Annotated in this window: 16 protein-coding genes; 4 read left to right on the top strand and 12 right to left on the bottom strand. The window is 57.1% G+C overall.

Annotation, left to right across the window (positions count from 1 at the left end):
- Positions 1–6: 6 nt before the first annotated feature.
- The 10 genes from pcaF to paaA are packed head-to-tail and all read right to left on the bottom strand — an operon-like array spanning position 7 to position 8,175.
- On the bottom strand, positions 7–1,212 hold the full coding sequence (gene pcaF, locus WB237_RS06200; protein WP_336211524.1) for a 3-oxoadipyl-CoA thiolase: 1,206 nt from the start codon (positions 1,210–1,212) through the stop codon (positions 7–9).
- Positions 1,212–1,634, bottom strand: a complete 423-nt coding sequence (gene paaI, locus WB237_RS06205) for a hydroxyphenylacetyl-CoA thioesterase PaaI (protein ID WP_336211527.1) — start codon at positions 1,632–1,634, stop codon at positions 1,212–1,214. Before paaI ends, pcaF begins: the two co-directional genes overlap by 1 nt.
- A complete protein-coding gene (gene paaH / locus WB237_RS06210) occupies positions 1,624–3,048 on the bottom strand; it encodes a 3-hydroxyacyl-CoA dehydrogenase PaaH (protein WP_336211532.1) in 1,425 nt (474 codons plus the stop codon). The genes paaI and paaH overlap by 11 nt, the downstream gene beginning before the upstream one ends.
- 1 nt (position 3,049) lies before the next feature.
- Positions 3,050–3,838 carry a 2-(1,2-epoxy-1,2-dihydrophenyl)acetyl-CoA isomerase PaaG gene (gene paaG / locus WB237_RS06215; protein WP_128347900.1) on the bottom strand — a complete coding sequence of 263 codons (789 nt, stop codon included), beginning with the start codon at positions 3,836–3,838 and terminating at the stop codon, positions 3,050–3,052.
- Positions 3,838–4,605 carry a 2,3-dehydroadipyl-CoA hydratase PaaF gene (gene paaF / locus WB237_RS06220; RefSeq protein WP_336211537.1) on the bottom strand — a complete coding sequence of 256 codons (768 nt, stop codon included), beginning with the start codon at positions 4,603–4,605 and terminating at the stop codon, positions 3,838–3,840. Before paaF ends, paaG begins: the two co-directional genes overlap by 1 nt.
- Positions 4,602–5,672: a 1,2-phenylacetyl-CoA epoxidase subunit PaaE gene (gene paaE / locus WB237_RS06225; protein ID WP_336211539.1), complete on the bottom strand. Its 1,071-nt coding sequence runs from the start codon at positions 5,670–5,672 to the stop codon at positions 4,602–4,604. Before paaE ends, paaF begins: the two co-directional genes overlap by 4 nt.
- A gap of 7 nt (positions 5,673–5,679) precedes the next feature.
- Positions 5,680–6,177 carry a 1,2-phenylacetyl-CoA epoxidase subunit PaaD gene (paaD, locus tag WB237_RS06230; protein WP_336213495.1) on the bottom strand — a complete coding sequence of 166 codons (498 nt, stop codon included), beginning with the start codon at positions 6,175–6,177 and terminating at the stop codon, positions 5,680–5,682.
- 14 nt (positions 6,178–6,191) lie between these two features.
- Positions 6,192–6,938 (bottom strand): 1,2-phenylacetyl-CoA epoxidase subunit PaaC, encoded by a 747-nt coding sequence (gene paaC, locus WB237_RS06235; RefSeq protein WP_336211542.1) that lies wholly within the window; start codon positions 6,936–6,938, stop codon positions 6,192–6,194.
- Positions 6,939–6,946: 8 nt separating this feature from the next.
- Positions 6,947–7,234 (bottom strand): 1,2-phenylacetyl-CoA epoxidase subunit PaaB, encoded by a 288-nt coding sequence (gene paaB, locus WB237_RS06240; protein ID WP_006175064.1) that lies wholly within the window; start codon positions 7,232–7,234, stop codon positions 6,947–6,949.
- Positions 7,235–7,245: 11 nt separating this feature from the next.
- The gene (gene paaA / locus WB237_RS06245; RefSeq protein WP_336211548.1) at positions 7,246–8,175 is read right to left on the bottom strand and encodes a 1,2-phenylacetyl-CoA epoxidase subunit PaaA; all 930 of its coding nucleotides are present in this window, start codon (positions 8,173–8,175) and stop codon (positions 7,246–7,248) included.
- 285 nt (positions 8,176–8,460) lie between these two features.
- Between paaA and paaZ the strand changes: the two genes are divergently transcribed.
- The 3 genes from paaZ to WB237_RS06260 all read left to right on the top strand — a co-directional run bounded on the left by paaZ (position 8,461) and on the right by WB237_RS06260 (position 14,164).
- Positions 8,461–10,500: a phenylacetic acid degradation bifunctional protein PaaZ gene (gene paaZ / locus WB237_RS06250; RefSeq protein ID WP_336211551.1), complete on the top strand. Its 2,040-nt coding sequence runs from the start codon at positions 8,461–8,463 to the stop codon at positions 10,498–10,500.
- 165 nt (positions 10,501–10,665) lie between these two features.
- Positions 10,666–12,942: a primary-amine oxidase gene (gene tynA / locus WB237_RS06255; protein ID WP_336211554.1), complete on the top strand. Its 2,277-nt coding sequence runs from the start codon at positions 10,666–10,668 to the stop codon at positions 12,940–12,942.
- A gap of 115 nt (positions 12,943–13,057) precedes the next feature.
- Positions 13,058–14,164: a GGDEF domain-containing protein gene (locus tag WB237_RS06260; protein ID WP_336211556.1), complete on the top strand. Its 1,107-nt coding sequence runs from the start codon at positions 13,058–13,060 to the stop codon at positions 14,162–14,164.
- 39 nt (positions 14,165–14,203) lie between these two features.
- On the opposite strand, the gene WB237_RS06265 is transcribed toward WB237_RS06260, so the two are convergent.
- Positions 14,204–15,703, bottom strand: coding sequence for an aldehyde dehydrogenase family protein (locus WB237_RS06265; protein WP_336211559.1), 1,500 nt, complete (start codon positions 15,701–15,703; stop codon positions 14,204–14,206).
- Positions 15,704–15,944: 241 nt separating this feature from the next.
- Between WB237_RS06265 and feaR the strand changes: the two genes are divergently transcribed.
- Positions 15,945–16,853 carry a transcriptional regulator FeaR gene (feaR, locus tag WB237_RS06270; RefSeq protein WP_336213496.1) on the top strand — a complete coding sequence of 303 codons (909 nt, stop codon included), beginning with the start codon at positions 15,945–15,947 and terminating at the stop codon, positions 16,851–16,853.
- On the opposite strand, the gene WB237_RS06275 is transcribed toward feaR, so the two are convergent.
- Positions 16,854–17,171, bottom strand: coding sequence for a YdbL family protein (locus WB237_RS06275; protein ID WP_028017556.1), 318 nt, complete (start codon positions 17,169–17,171; stop codon positions 16,854–16,856).
- Positions 17,172–17,174 lie beyond the last annotated feature (3 nt).

A 17,174-nucleotide genomic window follows, 5' to 3' on the forward strand; every position in this document is an offset into this window, starting at 1 on the left:
ATTCGCTCAAACACGCTCAAGGATCATGGCAATGCCCTGACCCACACCGATGCACATCGTACACAGCGCATAGCGCCCGTTGCGTCGATGCAATTCATTGCTTGCGGCCAGCGCCAGTCTGGCACCGCTCATCCCCAGCGGGTGGCCTAACGCAATAGCGCCCCCGTTCGGGTTAACGTGAGCGGCATCATCGGGTAACCCTAACTGACGCAGTACACCCAGTGCCTGTGAAGCAAAAGCTTCATTAAGCTCGATGACGTCCATATCGTTGATACTGAGTCCGGCTCGCTCCAGCACTTTGCGGGTGGCAGGCACCGGGCCTAAGCCCATCAGACGAGGTTCCACGCCTGCCGTCGCCATCGCCACAATACGCGTACGCGGGACTAATCCCTGCGCGAGTGCCATCTGTTCACTGGCGATGATCAGCGCCGCTGCGCCGTCATTAACGCCAGAGGCATTCCCCGCCGTAACCACCCCGTTTTTACGAAACGGTGTTTTCAGTCCGGCTAGTTGTTCAAGTGTCGTATCCGCTCGTGGATGTTCATCCACGCTACATTCCGTTACCGCGCCTTTTTTACCTGGCACCAGCACCGGCACAATCTCCTGCGCCAGAATACCGTTCTGCTGCGCCCTGGCGGTTCGCTGCTGACTGCGCAGCGCAAAAGCGTCCTGATCGGCACGGCTAATATTTAACAATTCAGCTACATTCTCTGCCGTTTCCGGCATACTGTCAGTTCCGAAGTGCTGATGCATGAGCGGATTCACAAAACGCCAGCCGATGGTGGTATCAAAGATCTCTGCCTGACGCTGAAACGCGGCGGTGGCTTTCCCCATCACAAACGGCGCGCGGGACATGGACTCCACGCCGCCCGCCAGCAACAGATCGCCATCGCCTGCTTTAATAGCGCGGGCTGCAAAGCCAATCGCGTCCAGCCCCGAACCGCACAGGCGGTTAATGGTGGTGCCGGAAACCGTCTGCGGCAATCCTGCCAGCAGGGACGACATGCGCGCCACGTTGCGGTTGTCTTCCCCCGCCTGGTTGGCGCAACCGAGGATCACATCATCAATCCGCTCCAGATCAAGCTGCGGGTAACGTGCCAGCAGCGCACGCAGCGGAACGGCCCCCAGATCGTCAGCGCGAACAGCGGAAAGTGCGCCGCCGTAACGCCCCACCGGGGTTCGTACGCCATCACAAATAAATGCATCACGCATCAGGCTTCTCCTGTCACACTGCCGCCAATGCGGTGCGATTTTCCGCGAAAAAGGGCGACGGTTTTCTGTTGTTGATTCTGAATTTCAATGTCGTACACGCCGGTGAGTTTGCCCTGATGCTTTACCCGCGCGGTGGCGGTCAGCGTATCCCCGGCAAAGCCCGGACGCAGAAAATCAATCGAGCAACCGGAGGCGACCGCCACCAGCCCCTGGCTGTTGCAGGCGTAAGCAAAGGCGGTGTCCGCCAGCGAGAAAAGCTGTCCACCGTGACAGGTTTTGTGGCCGTTAAGCATCTGTGGGGTGATGGTCATCGTCACCACCGCATAGCCTTCGTCCATTTCAATGATGTCGATTCCCAGTGCCTGCGCGCAGGCATCCCGTTCGTACATCGTGCGGGCGTTATGCCAGGCGTTATGACTCATAGCTACTCTCCAGAAGCGCACGCTGGCGCAGCAGTGAACAGGGACGATAACGTTCTTCGCCGTAATGACGTTGCAGGTTCTCCAGCAGCGTCAGCAGACGTTGCCAGCCCAGACGCTCCCCCCAGGCAATCGGACCGCTCGGGTAGTTCACGCCGAGGCGCATGGCAGTATCAATATCCTTCTCGCTGGCTACCCCTTTTTGCAGGGCATCCAGCGCTTCGTTGGCGATCATTGCCAACGTGCGCCAGACCAGCATGCCCGGATAATCGGCAATTTGTATTACCCGTTTGCCCTGCTGTTGCAGGTACCAGATGGCTTTCAGCGTCGCACTCTGCGGGTTGCTGGCTGCCGCCGCAATCACCGCCACATCGCGCTCAATACGGTCAACCATCACCACCGGGCAGTTAAGGCGTAACGCCAACGCCTGAGCAGTTTCACCCTGCGTTTCCATCAGATGCACACCGTCAATTTCCGTGACACCGTCACTTCTTTTCTCCATGTGCATCGGACGATAACTGTCATCCACGGGCTCAACCCACTGCACATCAGGTTTATCCCCCTGCCAGTCGTAAACGCCCTTCCCGCTTTTTTTGCCCAGTCGCCCCGCCAGCACCAGCTCCTGCTGGACCAGAGAAGGCAGAAAACGGCGCTCCTGCCAGAAGGCATTAAAGACTGAGCATGTCACGGCAAAGTTAACGTCCTGACCAATCAAGTCAGTGAGTTCCAGCGGCCCCATCGGGAAACCGCCACCTTCGCGCAGTGCGGCGTCAATCACCTCCGGCGCGGCCACCTGTTCTTCCAGTGCGCGCCAGGCTTCAGAGTAGAACGGACGTGCAACGCGGTTCACGATGAACCCCGGCGTTGACTGACAGCGAACGGGTTGTTTACCCCAGTTCAGCGCCAGCTCGCACAGCGCATCGGCCACTTCCGGAGAGGTCGCCAGTCCGCTGACCACTTCCACCAGCTTCATTACCGGTGCCGGGTTAAAGAAATGCAGCCCCGCCACGCGTTCCGGATGGTGAACGTCCGCCGCAATCGCGGTAACTGAAATAGACGAGGTGTTACTGGTCAGCACCGTCTGTGCCGGGCAGATCGCGGCCAGCTGTGCAAACAGCGCCTTTTTCACCTCCAGACGCTCAGAAGCCGCTTCAATCACCAGATCTGCCGCCGAGAGTGCCTCGATATCGGTCACCGGAAGCAGTCTGGCCAGGATCTGGCTACCGGCATCTGCGGAGAGTTTTCCTCGCGTCACCCGGGAAGCCAGACGCTGGCGAATGCCGTCAATGGCGCGCGAGATCGCATCTGCGGAGATGTCGTATATCAGGACGTGGTGTCCATGGCTGGCCGCGACTTCGGCAATTCCGGCGCCCATCGTGCCGCTGCCAATTACGGCGACAGTGCGTATGTTCAACATCTTATTTCCCCGTAAAGTTCGGCGCACGCTTTGCCAGGAAGGCGCTTACGCCTTCACGGTAGTCGTCGCTGCGCCCGGCCAGGCGTTGATAGTCGCGCTCGAGATCGAGTTGTGCATCCAGGGTGTTAGTTTCCGCCGCGTTGATGGCCTGCTTGATCAGCCCCAGACCAAACGTCGGCTGTGAGGCAAAATGCAGCGCCATCTGTTGTGCCGTGGCGGAAAGCTGCTCGTCGTCCACCACCTGCCAGATCATCCCCCAGGCCTGCGCTTGTTCGGCGCTGAGTTTGTCCCCCAGCAGCGCCAGCCCCATGGCGCGAGCGCGTCCGGCAACGCGTGGCAGCAGCCAGGTGCCGCCGCAGTCCGGGACTAACCCGAGCTTGCTGAAGGCCATCACAAAGTTGGCGGAACGCGCCGCAATGACCATGTCGCACCCGAGCGCCAGCGTAGCCCCGGCACCGGCCGCCACGCCATTGACCGCACAGATGACCGGCTTCGGCAGTTTTGCCAGGCGGCGCACCAGCGGGTTGTAAAACGTCTCCACGGACATGCCCAGATCCGGCGCCGGGCCGTTGGGGTCGACATTGCGGTCATTCAGATCCTGACCGGCACAGAAACCGCGTCCTGCCCCGGTGATCAGCAGACAGCGAATGGTGTCATCACGCTCGGCCTGTTTCAGGCACTCCGAAAGCTGCTGATGCATCACGTCGTTAAAGCTGTTCAGACGCTCCGGGCGGTTCAGCGTAATGGTCATTACGCCTTGCTCTACGTTACTCAGGATAAATTCCACAATTAGCGTCCTTTAAAGTCGGGGGTGCGTTTCTGTAAGAAGGCATTGATACCTTCCCGGCGGTCTTCGGTCGCGGAAAGCAGCGTAAAAAGCTGACGTTCCTGTGCCAATCCTGCCTGCAATGGCACTTCCTGAGACTGACGCAGCGCCTGTTTCGCGGCCTGCAAAGCCAGCGGCGAATGACGCGCCATCAATGCCGCCTGTTTCAGGGCATACTCCAGCGTCAGGGAGGCCGGGAAGACATCGCTGACCAGACCAGCACTCAGCGCCTGTTGTGCGGAGAGACTTTCTCCGGTCAGCACCATTTTGCTGGCGAGGGATTTACCCACGCTGCGAATGAGACGCTGCGTGCCGCCCGCGCCAGGCATAATCCCGAGGGTGATTTCCGGCAGACCGAAACGCGCGTTATCCCCGGCAATCACTACGTCGCAGAGCAGTGCCAGTTCACATCCAGCCCCCAGCGCGAAACCGTTCACGGCGGCGATCAACGGTTTGTTAAATGCGTCTATCCGCTTCCACAACTGGGGACGGATATCGTTCAACGTGGCCGGCAAATCTTTATCTGCCATTTCGTTGAGATCTGCCCCGGCCGCAAAGCAGCGCTCGTTGCCATAAATGACGCAGGCAGAAATGCCGCTATCACAGGCCGCCGCCTCAAGCTGTTCCGCAATCTGCGTCAGCAGCGAATTGTTGAGGGCGTTGCGTGCCGCCGGACGGTTCAGCGTCAGCTGCAACACGCGGCCATGGCGGGTGACAATCAGTTCGCTCATGCCATCCCCTTCGCGTCGAAATCGACGATCACATCAGCGGTTAACGGCAGCGACTGACAGCTCAGCACATACCCGGCGGCCAATTCGTCCGGCTCCAGGCTGTAGTTGGTCACCATGTCCACTTTGCCGCGCAGCACTTTACATTTACAGGTGGCGCACACGCCGCCTTTACAGGCATACGGCAGATCCGCCCCCTGGCGCAGCGCGGCATCAAGAATACTTTCATCGTCCGCCGTCAGGGTGATTTCACGGTCACGGCCGTCCTGACGAATGGTGACTTTCTGCCCCTCCGCCTGCACGCTAACCGTGCGTTTAGCCGCTGAGCCTGGCGTATTAAAACGTTCCAGATGGATGGCTTTTTCCGGCATCCCCAGCGCTTTTAATGTGCTTTCAGCCTCATCCATCATCGCCGACGGACCGCAAATAAACGCTTCGTCGTACTGGCGGAAGTTGATCAGCGTTTTCGCCAGCGCCTGCAGTTTTTCCCCGTCAATACGACCATGGAGAAGATCGCTGTCCAGACGCTCCTGGCTGAAGATGGAGACCAGCTGCAGCCGCTGCGGGTATTTGTCTTTCAGGTCCGCCAGCGCCTGGCGGAACATCATGCTCTGGCTGCTGCGGTTGCCGTAAATCAGGGTGAAATGGCTGTTCGGTTCGGTGGCAAGCGTTGCGGATAAAATCGCCAGCATCGGGGTGATCCCGGAGCCTGCGGCAATCGCCAGATAGTGTCCTTCACGTTCCGCCTGCGGCTGGTAGCCAAACTGGCCCTGAGGAACCATCACCTCCAGCGCCATACCCTGTTTAATCTCATCCCGGGCATAGCGGGAGAATCGTCCGCCCTCGATGGCTTTGACCGCCACGCTGATCTCACCCGGTGCGCTGCTCCGGCAGATGGAGTAACAGCGGCGCAGTTCATCCCCGCCCAGTTTCGTTTTCAGGGTCAGGTGCTGCCCCGGACGAAAGCGGTACGCGTCCTGTAATTCCTGCGGCACCGCGAAGGTGATCGTTACCGCATCACGGGTTTCGGGTTCCACTTTTGCCACTGTTAATGAATGAAACGTTGTCATGGCAGCCTCAAATACATTTGAAATAGTCGAAAGGCTCACGGCAGGTGTTGCAGCGATAGAGCGCTTTGCAGGCCGTTGAACCAAATTCACTGATAAGCGAGGTATCGGTGCTCGCACAGCGCGGACACGTCACCTCTGCGGGCACATGGGCATGGCAGCTGTGGCCGACCGGCGGGCTGATGCCATATTCACGCAGACGCTCGCGGGCATCAGCAGTCATCCAGTCGGTGGTCCAGGCGGGTTCAAGCTGGAGCACAATATGAACCGGCGTAAACCCGTGTGCGGTCATCGTTTCGCGGATAGCGCCTAGCAGGTGTTCCGTCGCCGGGCAACCTGAGTAGGTTGGCGTGAAGCCAATGACCCAGCCTTCACCTTGCGGTGCGACGCTGCGCACCATGCCCAGATCGGTGATAGTTAACACGGGCACTTCCGGGTCCGGGATATGGCTTAACAGCGACCAGATCTGCGGGATCTCCGCAGGTGCAATCTCAGCAAAACGCTGCATCATGACCTCCGCTATTACCACTGTTGACCCGGGTACGCGCGCTGGAGATATTGCATTTCCGCCAGCATCGGGCCCAGATGTTCGGTATGTAGCCCTTTCTTGCCCCCGGTGCGATACGCCACTTCGTCGGGTACCTTCAGGTTGGCTTCTGCCAGACCGGCAAACACTTCGCTTTCCCACGGCTGCCGCAAGGTGCGCGGGTCAACCGCCACGCCGGAGGTAATCAGCTCCAGCTCAACGTCATCGGCGTCAAACAGCTCCGCCGTAAAACGCCACAGGTTATCGATGGCCTGCTGCATTTTTTGCGCGGAGGTTTTGGTGCCATCACCCAGGCGCACCAGCCAGCCACGGCTAAAGCGCAGGTGGTAGCGCGCCTCTTTAATGGCTTTTGCGGCAATGGCGGCAAGCTGGCTGTCGCTGCTGTGCGCCAGACGTTCATACAGCGCCACATTCCAGGCATCCATCAGGTACTGACGGGCAATCGTGTCGGCGAAGTTACCGTTCGGCTGCTCCACCAGCAGTAAATTGCGGAACTGACGCTCGTCACGCCCAAATGCCAGCGTGTCTTCATCGCCCTGGCCTTCCAGCTCCGCGGCATAGGTCAGGAAATTGCGCGCCTGGCCCAGCAGGTCGAGACCGATATTGGCCAGCGCGAGGTCGATCTCCAGCTCCGGTGCGTGACCGCACCAGGCGCCGAGACGCTGCGAAAGCACCAGACCGTTGTCGCCCAGACGCAGGGCATATGCAGTGACTGTTTTCATCCCCAACCTCACATGTGCTCAATGCCATCAGGGATGGTGTAAAACGTCGGGTGGCGGTAGACCTTGCTTTCCGCCGGGTCGAAGAACTCGCCGCTCTCTTCCGGCTGGGAAGCGATAATCTCGCTCGCCTTGACCACCCAGATGGAGCACCCTTCGCTGCGGCGGGTGTATGCATCACGCGCATTTTCCAGCGCCATGCGATCGTCAGCGGCATGCAGACTTCCCACGTGACGGTGGGACAAACCTTGTTTGCTACGTACGAAGACTTCGTACAGCGGCCAGTAGACATTACTCATCGTGATTCCTCTCAAGCCACTTTGCGGGCATGTTGTTTTTCTGCGTGCGCCAGTGCAGCTTCACGCACCCACGCCCCCTCTTCCCAGGCTTTGCGTTTGGCGGCCAGACGTTCGTGGTTACAGATGCCACGCCCGTTAATCACCTCTTCAAATTCCTGCCAGTCGATCTCGCCGAAACGGTAATGACCACTCTCGTCGTCAAAACGCAGGTCGGGATCGGGCACCGTCATGCCGAGCATCTCCACCTGGGGAATGGTGTTGTCGACAAAACGCTGGCGGAGTTCGTCATTGCCGAAGCGCTTGATTTTCCACGCCAGACTACGGGCGCTGTTCGGCGAGTTGTCATCGTTCGGTCCGAACATCATCAGTGCCGGCCACCAGAAACGGTTGATGGCGTCCTGCAGCATGTGACGCTGGGCCTCGCTCCCCTGCGCCAGCGCCATGCAGGCCTCAAAGCCCTGGCGCTGGTGGAAGCTCTCTTCTTTACAGATTTTCACCATCGCCCGGGCATACGGACCGTAGGAGGTCCGGCACAGCGCCACCTGGTTAACGATGGCAGCACCGTCCACCAGCCAGCCGATCACGCCGATATCGGCCCAGCTCAGGGTTGGGTAGTTGAAGATGGAGGAGTATTTCATCTTGCCGTCGAGCATCTTCTGGTAGATGTCTTCCCGCGCGCAGCCCAGCGTTTCTGCCGCGCTATACAGGTACAAACCGTGTCCGGCTTCGTCCTGTACTTTCGCCAGCAGGATCGCTTTACGACGCAACGTCGGTGCGCGGGTGATCCAGTTACCTTCGGGCAGCATGCCGACAATTTCGGAGTGCGCATGCTGACCAATCTGGCGGATCAACGTCTTGCGGTAGGCCTCAGGCATCCAGTCCTGGGGTTCTATCGCCGTCTCCTGCGCTATGCGCTGCTCAAACCGTTGTTCTTGCGTCACGTCATCACCTTTATGATTCGTTAGTTTGCAATCTAAAGCGAAATGTTGAATCACTTTGTTTTTTTAAAAGTTACACAAAGGTTAAATATAACCCCAAGAATTGTTTCCTTGTTTTGTGATGTCGCTCGCAAGGCTTTTGCAGCGCACCCGACAGTCCGGGCGTTTGCGTACTGAACTTCATCAGACTGGATCACATTGTTAACAATTCATTAAAACTCAGCTTGATTTTTATGATTCACGATCAAACTATTAATAGTGAATTTTCGTAACATTTGGAGATAAGCGATGCAGCAGTTAGCCAGCTTCTTGTCCGGTACCTGGCAGTCTGGCCGGGGCCGCGAACGCACTATTCATCACGCCATCAGTGGCGAAGCGCTGTGGAGCGTGACCAGCGAAGGGCTGGATATGGCGGCCGCCCGTCGCTATGCCATTGAGCGTGGCGGCGAAGCTCTTCACAAAATGACCTTTATCGAACGCGCTGCCATGCTGAAGGCGGTAGCGAAACATCTGCTTAGTCAGAAAGAGACGTTTTATGCCCTGTCTGCCCAGACCGGGGCGACAAAGGCAGACAGCTGGGTGGATATTGAAGGCGGTATCGGTACCCTCTTCACCTATGCCAGCCTGGGCAGCCGCGAACTGCCGGATGACACACTGTGGCCTGAGGATGAGTTGATCCCTCTGTCGAAGGAAGGTGGTTTTGCTGCACGCCATGTCCTGACGTCAAAATCAGGCGTGGCGGTCCATATCAACGCTTTTAACTTCCCGTGCTGGGGTATGCTGGAAAAACTGGCACCCACCTGGCTCGCCGGGATGCCTGCCATCATCAAACCCGCTACCGCCACAGCGCAGGTGACCCAGGCGATGGTGAAATCCATCATTGACAGCGGCCTGGTGCCGGACGGTGCCATCAGTCTGATCTGCGGTGGCGCAGGGGATCTGCTGAATCATCTCGACAGCCAGGACGTGGTGACGTTTACCGGCTCCGCCAGTACCGGTCAAAGCCTGCGTGTGCACCCAAATATTGTGGCGAATTCCATTCCGTTCACCATGGAAGCTGACTCACTGAACTGCTGCGTGCTGGGGGAAGACGTCACCCCGGAACAGCCAGAATTTGCCCTGTTCATTCGGGAAGTGGTCCGTGAAATGACCGCCAAAGCCGGACAGAAATGTACGGCCATTCGCCGGATTATCGTCCCGCAAAGCCAGCTCGATGCCGTCAGTCAGGCACTGATTGCGCGTCTTGAAAAAGTCGTGGTGGGTGACCCGGCGCAGGAAGGGGTAAAAATGGGCGCGCTGGTGAACAGCGAACAACGTGCAGACGTTCAGGAGAAAGTGGATCAGCTGGTTGCCGCAGGCTGTGAGATCCGTCTGGGTGGCAAAGCGGATTTGCAGGCTGCTGGCGCCTTCTTCCCACCGACCCTGCTGTTCTGTCCGCAGCCGGATGAAACACCGGCAGTTCACGCGACTGAAGCCTTTGGTCCGGTTGCGACCCTGATGCCGTATCGCAATGCAGCCCACGCGATGCAGCTTGCCCGCGCGGGCGGCGGAAGCCTGGCCGGGACGCTGGTCACTGCGGATCTGGCAACCGCACGCCAGTTTATTGCCGGCGCGGCACGCGCTCACGGACGTATTCAGGTCCTCAATGAGGAATCCTCGAAAGAGTCTACCGGCCACGGTTCTCCGCTTCCTCAACTGGTCCACGGTGGTCCGGGTCGCGCGGGCGGCGGTGAAGAGCTGGGCGGCCTGCGCGCAGTGAAGCACTATCTGCAGCGTACCGCCATTCAGGGCAGTCCATCCATGCTGGCTGCCATTGGCAAACAGTGGGTGCGCGGTGCTGACGTGCAGGAAGATCGCGTTCATCCGTTCCGTAAATATTTCGAGGAGTTGCAGCCGGGCGACAGCCTGCTGACGCCGCGTCGCACGCTCACAGAAGCAGATATCGTGAATTTTGCCTGCCTGAGCGGCGACCACTTCTACGCGCACATGGACAAGATCGGCGCGGCAGAGTCAATCTTTGGCGAACGCGTGGTCCACGGTTATTTCCTGATTTCCGCCGCAGCGGGATTGTTCGTTGATGCGGGGGTCGGGCCGGTGATTGCCAACTACGGCATGGAAAACCTGCGCTTTATCGAACCGGTTAAACCGGGCGATACCATTCAGGTGCGTCTGACCTGCAAACGTAAAACGCTGAAGAAACAACGCACCGCCGAGGAAAAACCGACGGGTGTGGTGGAGTGGGCCGTTGAGATTTTTAACCAGCATCAACAGGCCGTGGCGCTCTACTCTATTCTGACGCTGGTGGCGCGCCAGCAGGGTGACGCCTGACACTTTTCTCTCTCGCACGTTGACCGGGGTGTGATGCCACCCCGGTCTTTTTTTAACCTGGCAAGACTGACAAATAATCTGGCAGATGCAGGCAAACGCTTTTCTCAGGCGCCTGTCAGGATAAGGCTGTCACCACACAATAAACACAACAAGATGAGGTCTACGATGGGAAGCAATTCTTCTTTTTCTGCCCGTAGAACGGCACTGGCTATGGCTGTTGCGCTGTGTTGCGCCTGGCAATCCCCTGTTTTCGCTCACGGCAGCGAGGCGCATATGGTCCCGATGGACAAAACGCTGCAGGACTTCGGCGCGGATGTCCAGTGGGATGATTACGCACAAATGTTCACCATTGCGAAAGACGGTGCCTTTGTGAAGGTCAAACCGGGGGCGAAAACCGCTATCGTCAACGGCAAAACCCTCAAGCTGCAGGTACCGGTGGTGATGAAAGGCAAAAAGGCCTTTATCTCTGACACCTTTATCAACGACGTTTTCCAGTCAGGCCTCGACCAGACCTTCCAGGTTGAAAAACGCCCTCACCCGTTAAACGCGCTAACGGCTGACGAAATCAAACAAGCCGTAGAGATCGTCAAAACCTCTGCGGATTTCAAACCGAATACCCGTTTTACCCAGATTGCCCTTGCTGAGCCAGATAAGACCAAAGTGTGGGACTTTGTGCTTAACGGTACGGCAGTGGATTCTCCCCGCCAGGCGAACGTGGTTATGCTCGACGGGAAGCACGTCATCGAAAGCCGGGTGGATCTGAAGGACAAAAAGATCCTGAGCTGGGAACCGGTAAAAGACGCACACGGTATGGTGCTGCTGGATGACTTCACCGCGGTTCAGCAGATCATCAACGAGAGCACTGAGTTTGCAGAGGTGCTTAAAAAACACGGTATCACCGATACGAAGAAAGTGATTACCACGCCGCTGACTGTCGGCTATTTCGACGGTAAAGACGGCCTGAAGCAGGAAGATCGCCTGCTGAAAGTGGTCAGCTACCTGGACGTCGGTGACGGCAACTACTGGGCGCATCCAATTGAGAACCTGGTGGCCGTAGTCGACCTTGAGCAGAAAAAAATCCAGAAAATTGAAGAAGGTGCTGTTATTCCGGTTCCCATGGCTCCGCGTCCGTATGACGGACGTGACCGTATCGAAACAGCGAAAAAGCCTCTTGAGATCGTTGAGCCAGAAGGCAAGAACTACACCATTACCGGTGATATGGTGCACTGGCAGAACTGGGATTTTCACCTGAGCCTGGATTCCCGCGTCGGCCCGATGATTTCGACTGTGACGTACAACGATAACGGCAAAAAGCGCCAGGTTATGTATCAGGGCTCCTTAGGTGGCATGATCGTCCCTTACGGCGACCCGGACGTGGGCTGGTATTTCAAAGCCTATCTGGATTCCGGCGACTATGGCATGGGCACCCTGACCTCTCCGCTGGTGCGGGGTAAAGACGTGCCGTCTAACGCCGTGATGCTCAATGAAACGATCCCGGATTACACCGGTGCGCCAATGGAGATCCCGCGCGCAATCGCCATTTTCGAACGCTACGCCGGGCCGGAATATAAGCATCAGGAGATGGGACAGCCAAACGTCAGCACCGAGCGTCGTGAACTGGTGGTACGTTGGGTGAGTACTGTCGGTAACTACGATTACATCTTCGACTGGGTATTCCATGAAAATGGCACTATTGGGATTGATGCCGGTGCGACGGGTATTGAAGCAGTGAAAGGCGTACAGGCGAAAACCATGCATGACGCCACCGCCAAAGACGACACTAAATACGGCACCCTTATCGATCACAACATCGTGGGCACCACTCACCAGCATATCTATAACTTCCGTCTTGATATGGATGTGGATGGCATCAACAACAAACTGGTGGCGATGGATCCGGAAGTGAAACCGAATACCGCCGGTGGCCCGCGCACCAGCACCATGCAGATCAATCAGTACGATATTGATACCGAGCAGCAGGCGGCACAGAAATTCGACCCGGGCACCATTCGCTTGTTAAGCAATACCAGCAAAGAGAACCGTATGGGCAACCCGGTCTCGTACCAGATTATCCCGTACGCGGGCGGTACACACCCGGTAGCGACTGGCGCGAAATTTGCCCCGGACGAGTGGATTTACCACCGACTGAGCTTTATGGATAAACAACTGTGGGTCACCCGTTATCATCCGGAAGAACTCTACCCGGAAGGTAAATTCCCTAACCGGTCAATCCACGATACGGGCCTGGGACAATACAGCAAAGATAACGAGTCGCTGAACAACCAGGATGATGTCGTCTGGATGACCACCGGGACGACCCACGTCGCCCGCGCGGAAGAGTGGCCGATCATGCCAACGGAATGGGTACATACTCTGCTCAAACCGTGGAACTTCTTTGACGAGACGCCGACGCTTGGTAAGAAGAAAGACGAACAGAAATAATCACCACCCGGGCGTAATGCCCGGTTTTTTTTGCCTTTCATTTTGATGATTCATCCAGCCTGCTTATAGTTAATGATATCTCACCTTCACGCCCCCGGACGGGTAAACAACCTTTATGGAAAAAAGAAAAAATTACACACCCGAACTAGCAACCTGGCCCACCCGACAATCCATGGTGCGCCACGGCCTGGCAATGAACCTGCCGTGGCTGGCTTTTGTGAACCTGAGCTTTGCGCTGATGATCCTGCTGCGCAACGTTTTGTTCGGCAACATTGACGGCATGACAAGTACGTCAAAACAGCTCTCGCTGATGGTTGATGCGTCAATGTTGGGTGTCATTATCCTTTCATCAGCCCTGATTATTATGGCCTGGCGGCGTATAGCAGGTATCAGCGTGGTGTTGTTCACCTGTAGCCTCCTCTGGTCGATGTGTGGTTACTGGCTCATAAGCGAAGTGCAAATTCCGCACGCATGGCCAATTTTCGTTATTCTGATCCTGGCGGGGATGACCGCGCTCTATTTTCACCCATCCGGATTGCTATCTTTTGTGTCCCCTCTTTGGATAGCTCTTCCTGTATCCAGTTTTATGCTCAATCAAGGGATTAACATTCGCTTCGCAGTGCTCTGGGCTGTCTTTACGCTGATCCTCATCTGCGGACGTTTTATCCTCCTGAGCTGGTTTGAAGAAGCCTGGCGACGTAACCAACAGAATCAGCGACTCATTCTGCGGCTGGACGCGCTGGCGCATCTGGATGCATTAACCCAGACGGCAAACCGCCGGGCCATGGAGACCGTGCTGGAAAACGCGGTTGATCAGAAAAAAGCCTTCTCGCTGATTATGCTGGATGTCGATTATTTCAAACTTTACAACGACACTTATGGCCACCAGGCGGGTGACGACTGCCTGGCGCAGGTAGCGCAGGTGCTGAAAAAGTCAGTACGTACACCTCACGACGTTGTTTCTCGCTACGGTGGTGAAGAGTTTGTGGTGATCCTGTTTGACTGCCCTGAGAACATGGCAGAACAGGTTGCTTTACGCATTCAGGAAGAGCTGCATTCCGCCGCGATACCGCACAGTGGCTCGAAGGTTAGCGGGGTTGTCACCGCCAGTATGGGGATTGCAGGGATGGAAGACGGTCTGGCGGGTCCCGAGATCATTGCCCGGGCTGACGCGGCGTTGTATCGGGCGAAAGAGGCCGGGCGGGATCGGTGGTCGCGATAATAAAGCCGGGTGAGGCGTAGCCGCCACCCGGCTTGTTTTTTAATACCGCACACACACCGACTTCGTTTCGCACCAGCCGTCCAGCCAGTCCGGGCCAAAGTCACGTCCGGTGCCAGACTGTTTCATCCCGCCGAACGGCAGGTTAGCGTCGATCAGCGTGTGGCTGTTTACCCAGACGGTACCCGCCTGCAGCCTGTCGGTATATTCCAGCGCCTTGCTGATATTCTGCGTCCAGACGCTGGCCGTAAGGCCATACTCGGTGTCGTTTGCCAGCTGTAGGGCTTCTTCTCCATCGGCCACTCGCACCAGGTTGACCACCGGGCCAAATACCTCTTCACGAGTGAGCCTCAGCGCGGCATCCGGGTTCACCACCAGCGTTGGTGAAACATAATAGCCTTTACCTTCCGGGCCACGGTTACCGGTGATCAGTTCCGCATGACGGGACTTCGCTTCATCGAGGAAAGTCTGCACCTTGTCGCAATGCGCACGCGAAACCAGCGGGTTAATAAAGGCTTCCGGCGACATGCCCGGCCCGACGCTTAACGATTTCACCGCATGTTCAAACCCGCTGACCAGCGTGTCAAACAGCGGCGCTTCAATATAGATACGGGAACTCGCTGCACAGACCTGTCCCTGGTTCAGGAAGCTGCCGGTCATCAGACCTTCGATCACCCAGGCAGGGTCGGCATCTTTCAACACGATGGCCGGGTTTTTCCCGCCCAGTTCCAGGGTCACCCCGGTTAACGTGTCCGCCGCTGTGCGGGCAATTTGCTTACCCGTTGCCGTTGAACCGGTAAAGCTCACTTTCGCAATGTGCGGATGCGAGGTCAACGCTGCGCCACACACCGCGCCGCTCCCGGTAACCACGTTGAACACCCCGTCCGGGATGCCCGCTTCGCTGGCCAGTTCCGCCACGCGCAGCATGGTCAGCGGCGTGGTTTCTGAGGGTTTAATCACAATGGAACAGCCCGCTGCCAGCGCAGGCATCACTTTCCACATCCCGATCATCAGCGGGAAGTTCCAGGGTACAATTCCGGCCACCACGCCAACCGGCTCTTTGCGCGTCCAGGCCTGATAGCGTGCCCCCTGTGGTAATGGGATGGAGAGGTCCAGCGTTTTGCCCGCGATTTTGGTGGTCAACCCGGCGGTATAGCGCATCCAGTTCAGGGTGCAGCCAACTTCAAAAGCACGGGAAATGTTAATGGATTTGCCCTGCTCCAGCGTTTCAAGCTGAGCCAGCTCCTCACTGTGCTGCTCAACCAGATCGGCAAAATGGAGCAAGATCCGCTCGCGTTCCGCCGGTAATTTTCCGGCCCAGCTGCGGGCAACAAACGCGCGCCAGCCGGACATCACGGCACGGTCAACATCGTCAACGCTGGCATCGGCAGTCGAGGCAATCACCTCGCCCGTGGCCGGGTTGTAGACATTCAGCCGTTTTTCACTGTCTGATGCGGCCTGACGCCCTTCGATCCACAGGCCATGATGTCGGTCTAAAAACTGCTGCACAGCAGGTTGGATTGCCACCAGTGATTCAGACATAGGGTACTCCTTCGTTATTATTCGTCGGGTGTTGATCCAGTCTAAGAGGGGTTTCGCATTCTCGCTTTTGTCTGTGTGACATTCGCTTTGCCACCTGTGACAGGCTCCGCAAATCGTGATAATTCCGCCTTATATCGCTGTTCCCGGTGAGTGTTCTTTCCTATAGTCAGCCTCATAGCTCTGACAAAATGCAACACAAATGCAACAATGTGAAAACGTTGACGGCGCAGTGAGAGAAACGATGGCGTGTGCAAGCGAGCAGGAACAGTATCAGCAGTGGCTGGCGCAAATTAACCAGGTTTGCGGGCGCTTTAACGCGCGTCCTCTGGAGGGAAAATTCTTCGGCGAACTGGAAACCAGCTACGCGCGCAGCCTGAAGCTCAGTACCGTTACCGCAGGCGGCGTGAATCTGTTCCGCTCCCGACAGGAGATCACACAAAGTAATGATGCCTGGTTCTATACCGTGTTCCAGCTTGAAGGCAGCGCGGAAATTGAACAGGATGACCGGCGCTCTGTGCTAAAAACCGGTGATATCACGCTGCTTGACGCATCACGTCCCTGCTCAATCAACTGGCAGGAAAAATCCCGCCAGATTTCACTACTGGTACCCCGTCAGATTATTGAACAGCAGTGTCGGTTTCAGGAGATCAACTGCGCGCTCATCCTTTCCCGTTCGTTGCCAACGGTACAGCTGAGTCATCGTCTGTTAATGGACAGTATGAACAATGCCGATCTGAGTGACCGGGAGAGTGAAGCTGCGCTCGAAGCGATGGTCTGCCTGCTGCGCCCCGCTTTCCAGCAACGCGAGTTGATTCAGCCGCGTAAGGAACGCCAGTTCCAGCATGTGGTGGCGCTGATCGACGATCATATTCAGTCTGAATCTCTGCGCCCGGAATGGATTGCCGCCGAAAGCGGTATGTCCGTGCGCAGCCTCTACCGCATGTTTGCCGAAAAAGGGCTGGTGGTGGCGCAGTACATTAAAAACCGTCGTCTGGATCTGTGCGCGCAGGTGCTACGCTCTACCAGTGATGACGAAAAGCTGGCGGGGATTGGCTACAGCTGGGGATTTACCGACCATAGCCATTTTTCCACGGCGTTTAAGCAGCGTTTTGGCGTCTCGCCAGGTGAATACCGCAAGCGCTACCGCTAACTATTTTTTCAGCCATTTTCCGTTAATGCCCTTCACATACTCGCCGGGTTGAGCACGGGCAACCAGTTTTTGTCCCGCCATTTTCGCCACTTCATCGACCGGTAAATTATTGCTGTCAGCCAGCTTCTGGTAGTTTTCCGTGCGCGCCGCATTGATACGGTTAACCAACGCCAGCGTTTCCGCATCCTGTTGGATCGGGGCAAGATACCCGCTCAGGGTTTCCCCTACACGCCCCTGCGCCCGGGCATCATTTAAGGTGAGCGCAGCCGCCTGCACGTTCATCCCCAGTGCCAGTAAAATCAGAGCTAATCGTTTCATGGC

Source organism: Enterobacter sp. P82 (assembly GCF_037053385.1).
Lineage (GTDB): Bacteria > Pseudomonadota > Gammaproteobacteria > Enterobacterales > Enterobacteriaceae > Enterobacter.

Coding starts and splice junctions, on each gene's coding strand:
- pcaF (WP_336211524.1), bottom strand. CDS start 1,212: ATGCGTGATGCATTTATTTGTGATGGCGTACGAACCCCGGTGGGGCGT.
- paaI (WP_336211527.1), bottom strand. CDS start 1,634: ATGAGTCATAACGCCTGGCATAACGCCCGCACGATGTACGAACGGGAT.
- paaH (WP_336211532.1), bottom strand. CDS start 3,048: ATGTTGAACATACGCACTGTCGCCGTAATTGGCAGCGGCACGATGGGC.
- paaF (WP_336211537.1), bottom strand. CDS start 4,605: ATGAGCGAACTGATTGTCACCCGCCATGGCCGCGTGTTGCAGCTGACG.
- paaE (WP_336211539.1), bottom strand. CDS start 5,672: ATGACAACGTTTCATTCATTAACAGTGGCAAAAGTGGAACCCGAAACC.
- paaD (WP_336213495.1), bottom strand. CDS start 6,177: ATGCAGCGTTTTGCTGAGATTGCACCTGCGGAGATCCCGCAGATCTGG.
- paaC (WP_336211542.1), bottom strand. CDS start 6,938: ATGAAAACAGTCACTGCATATGCCCTGCGTCTGGGCGACAACGGTCTG.
- paaB (WP_006175064.1), bottom strand. CDS start 7,234: ATGAGTAATGTCTACTGGCCGCTGTACGAAGTCTTCGTACGTAGCAAA.
- paaZ (WP_336211551.1), top strand. CDS start 8,461: ATGCAGCAGTTAGCCAGCTTCTTGTCCGGTACCTGGCAGTCTGGCCGG.
- tynA (WP_336211554.1), top strand. CDS start 10,666: ATGGGAAGCAATTCTTCTTTTTCTGCCCGTAGAACGGCACTGGCTATG.
- WB237_RS06260 (WP_336211556.1), top strand. CDS start 13,058: ATGGAAAAAAGAAAAAATTACACACCCGAACTAGCAACCTGGCCCACC.
- WB237_RS06265 (WP_336211559.1), bottom strand. CDS start 15,703: ATGTCTGAATCACTGGTGGCAATCCAACCTGCTGTGCAGCAGTTTTTA.
- feaR (WP_336213496.1), top strand. CDS start 15,945: ATGGCGTGTGCAAGCGAGCAGGAACAGTATCAGCAGTGGCTGGCGCAA.
- WB237_RS06275 (WP_028017556.1), bottom strand. CDS start 17,171: ATGAAACGATTAGCTCTGATTTTACTGGCACTGGGGATGAACGTGCAG.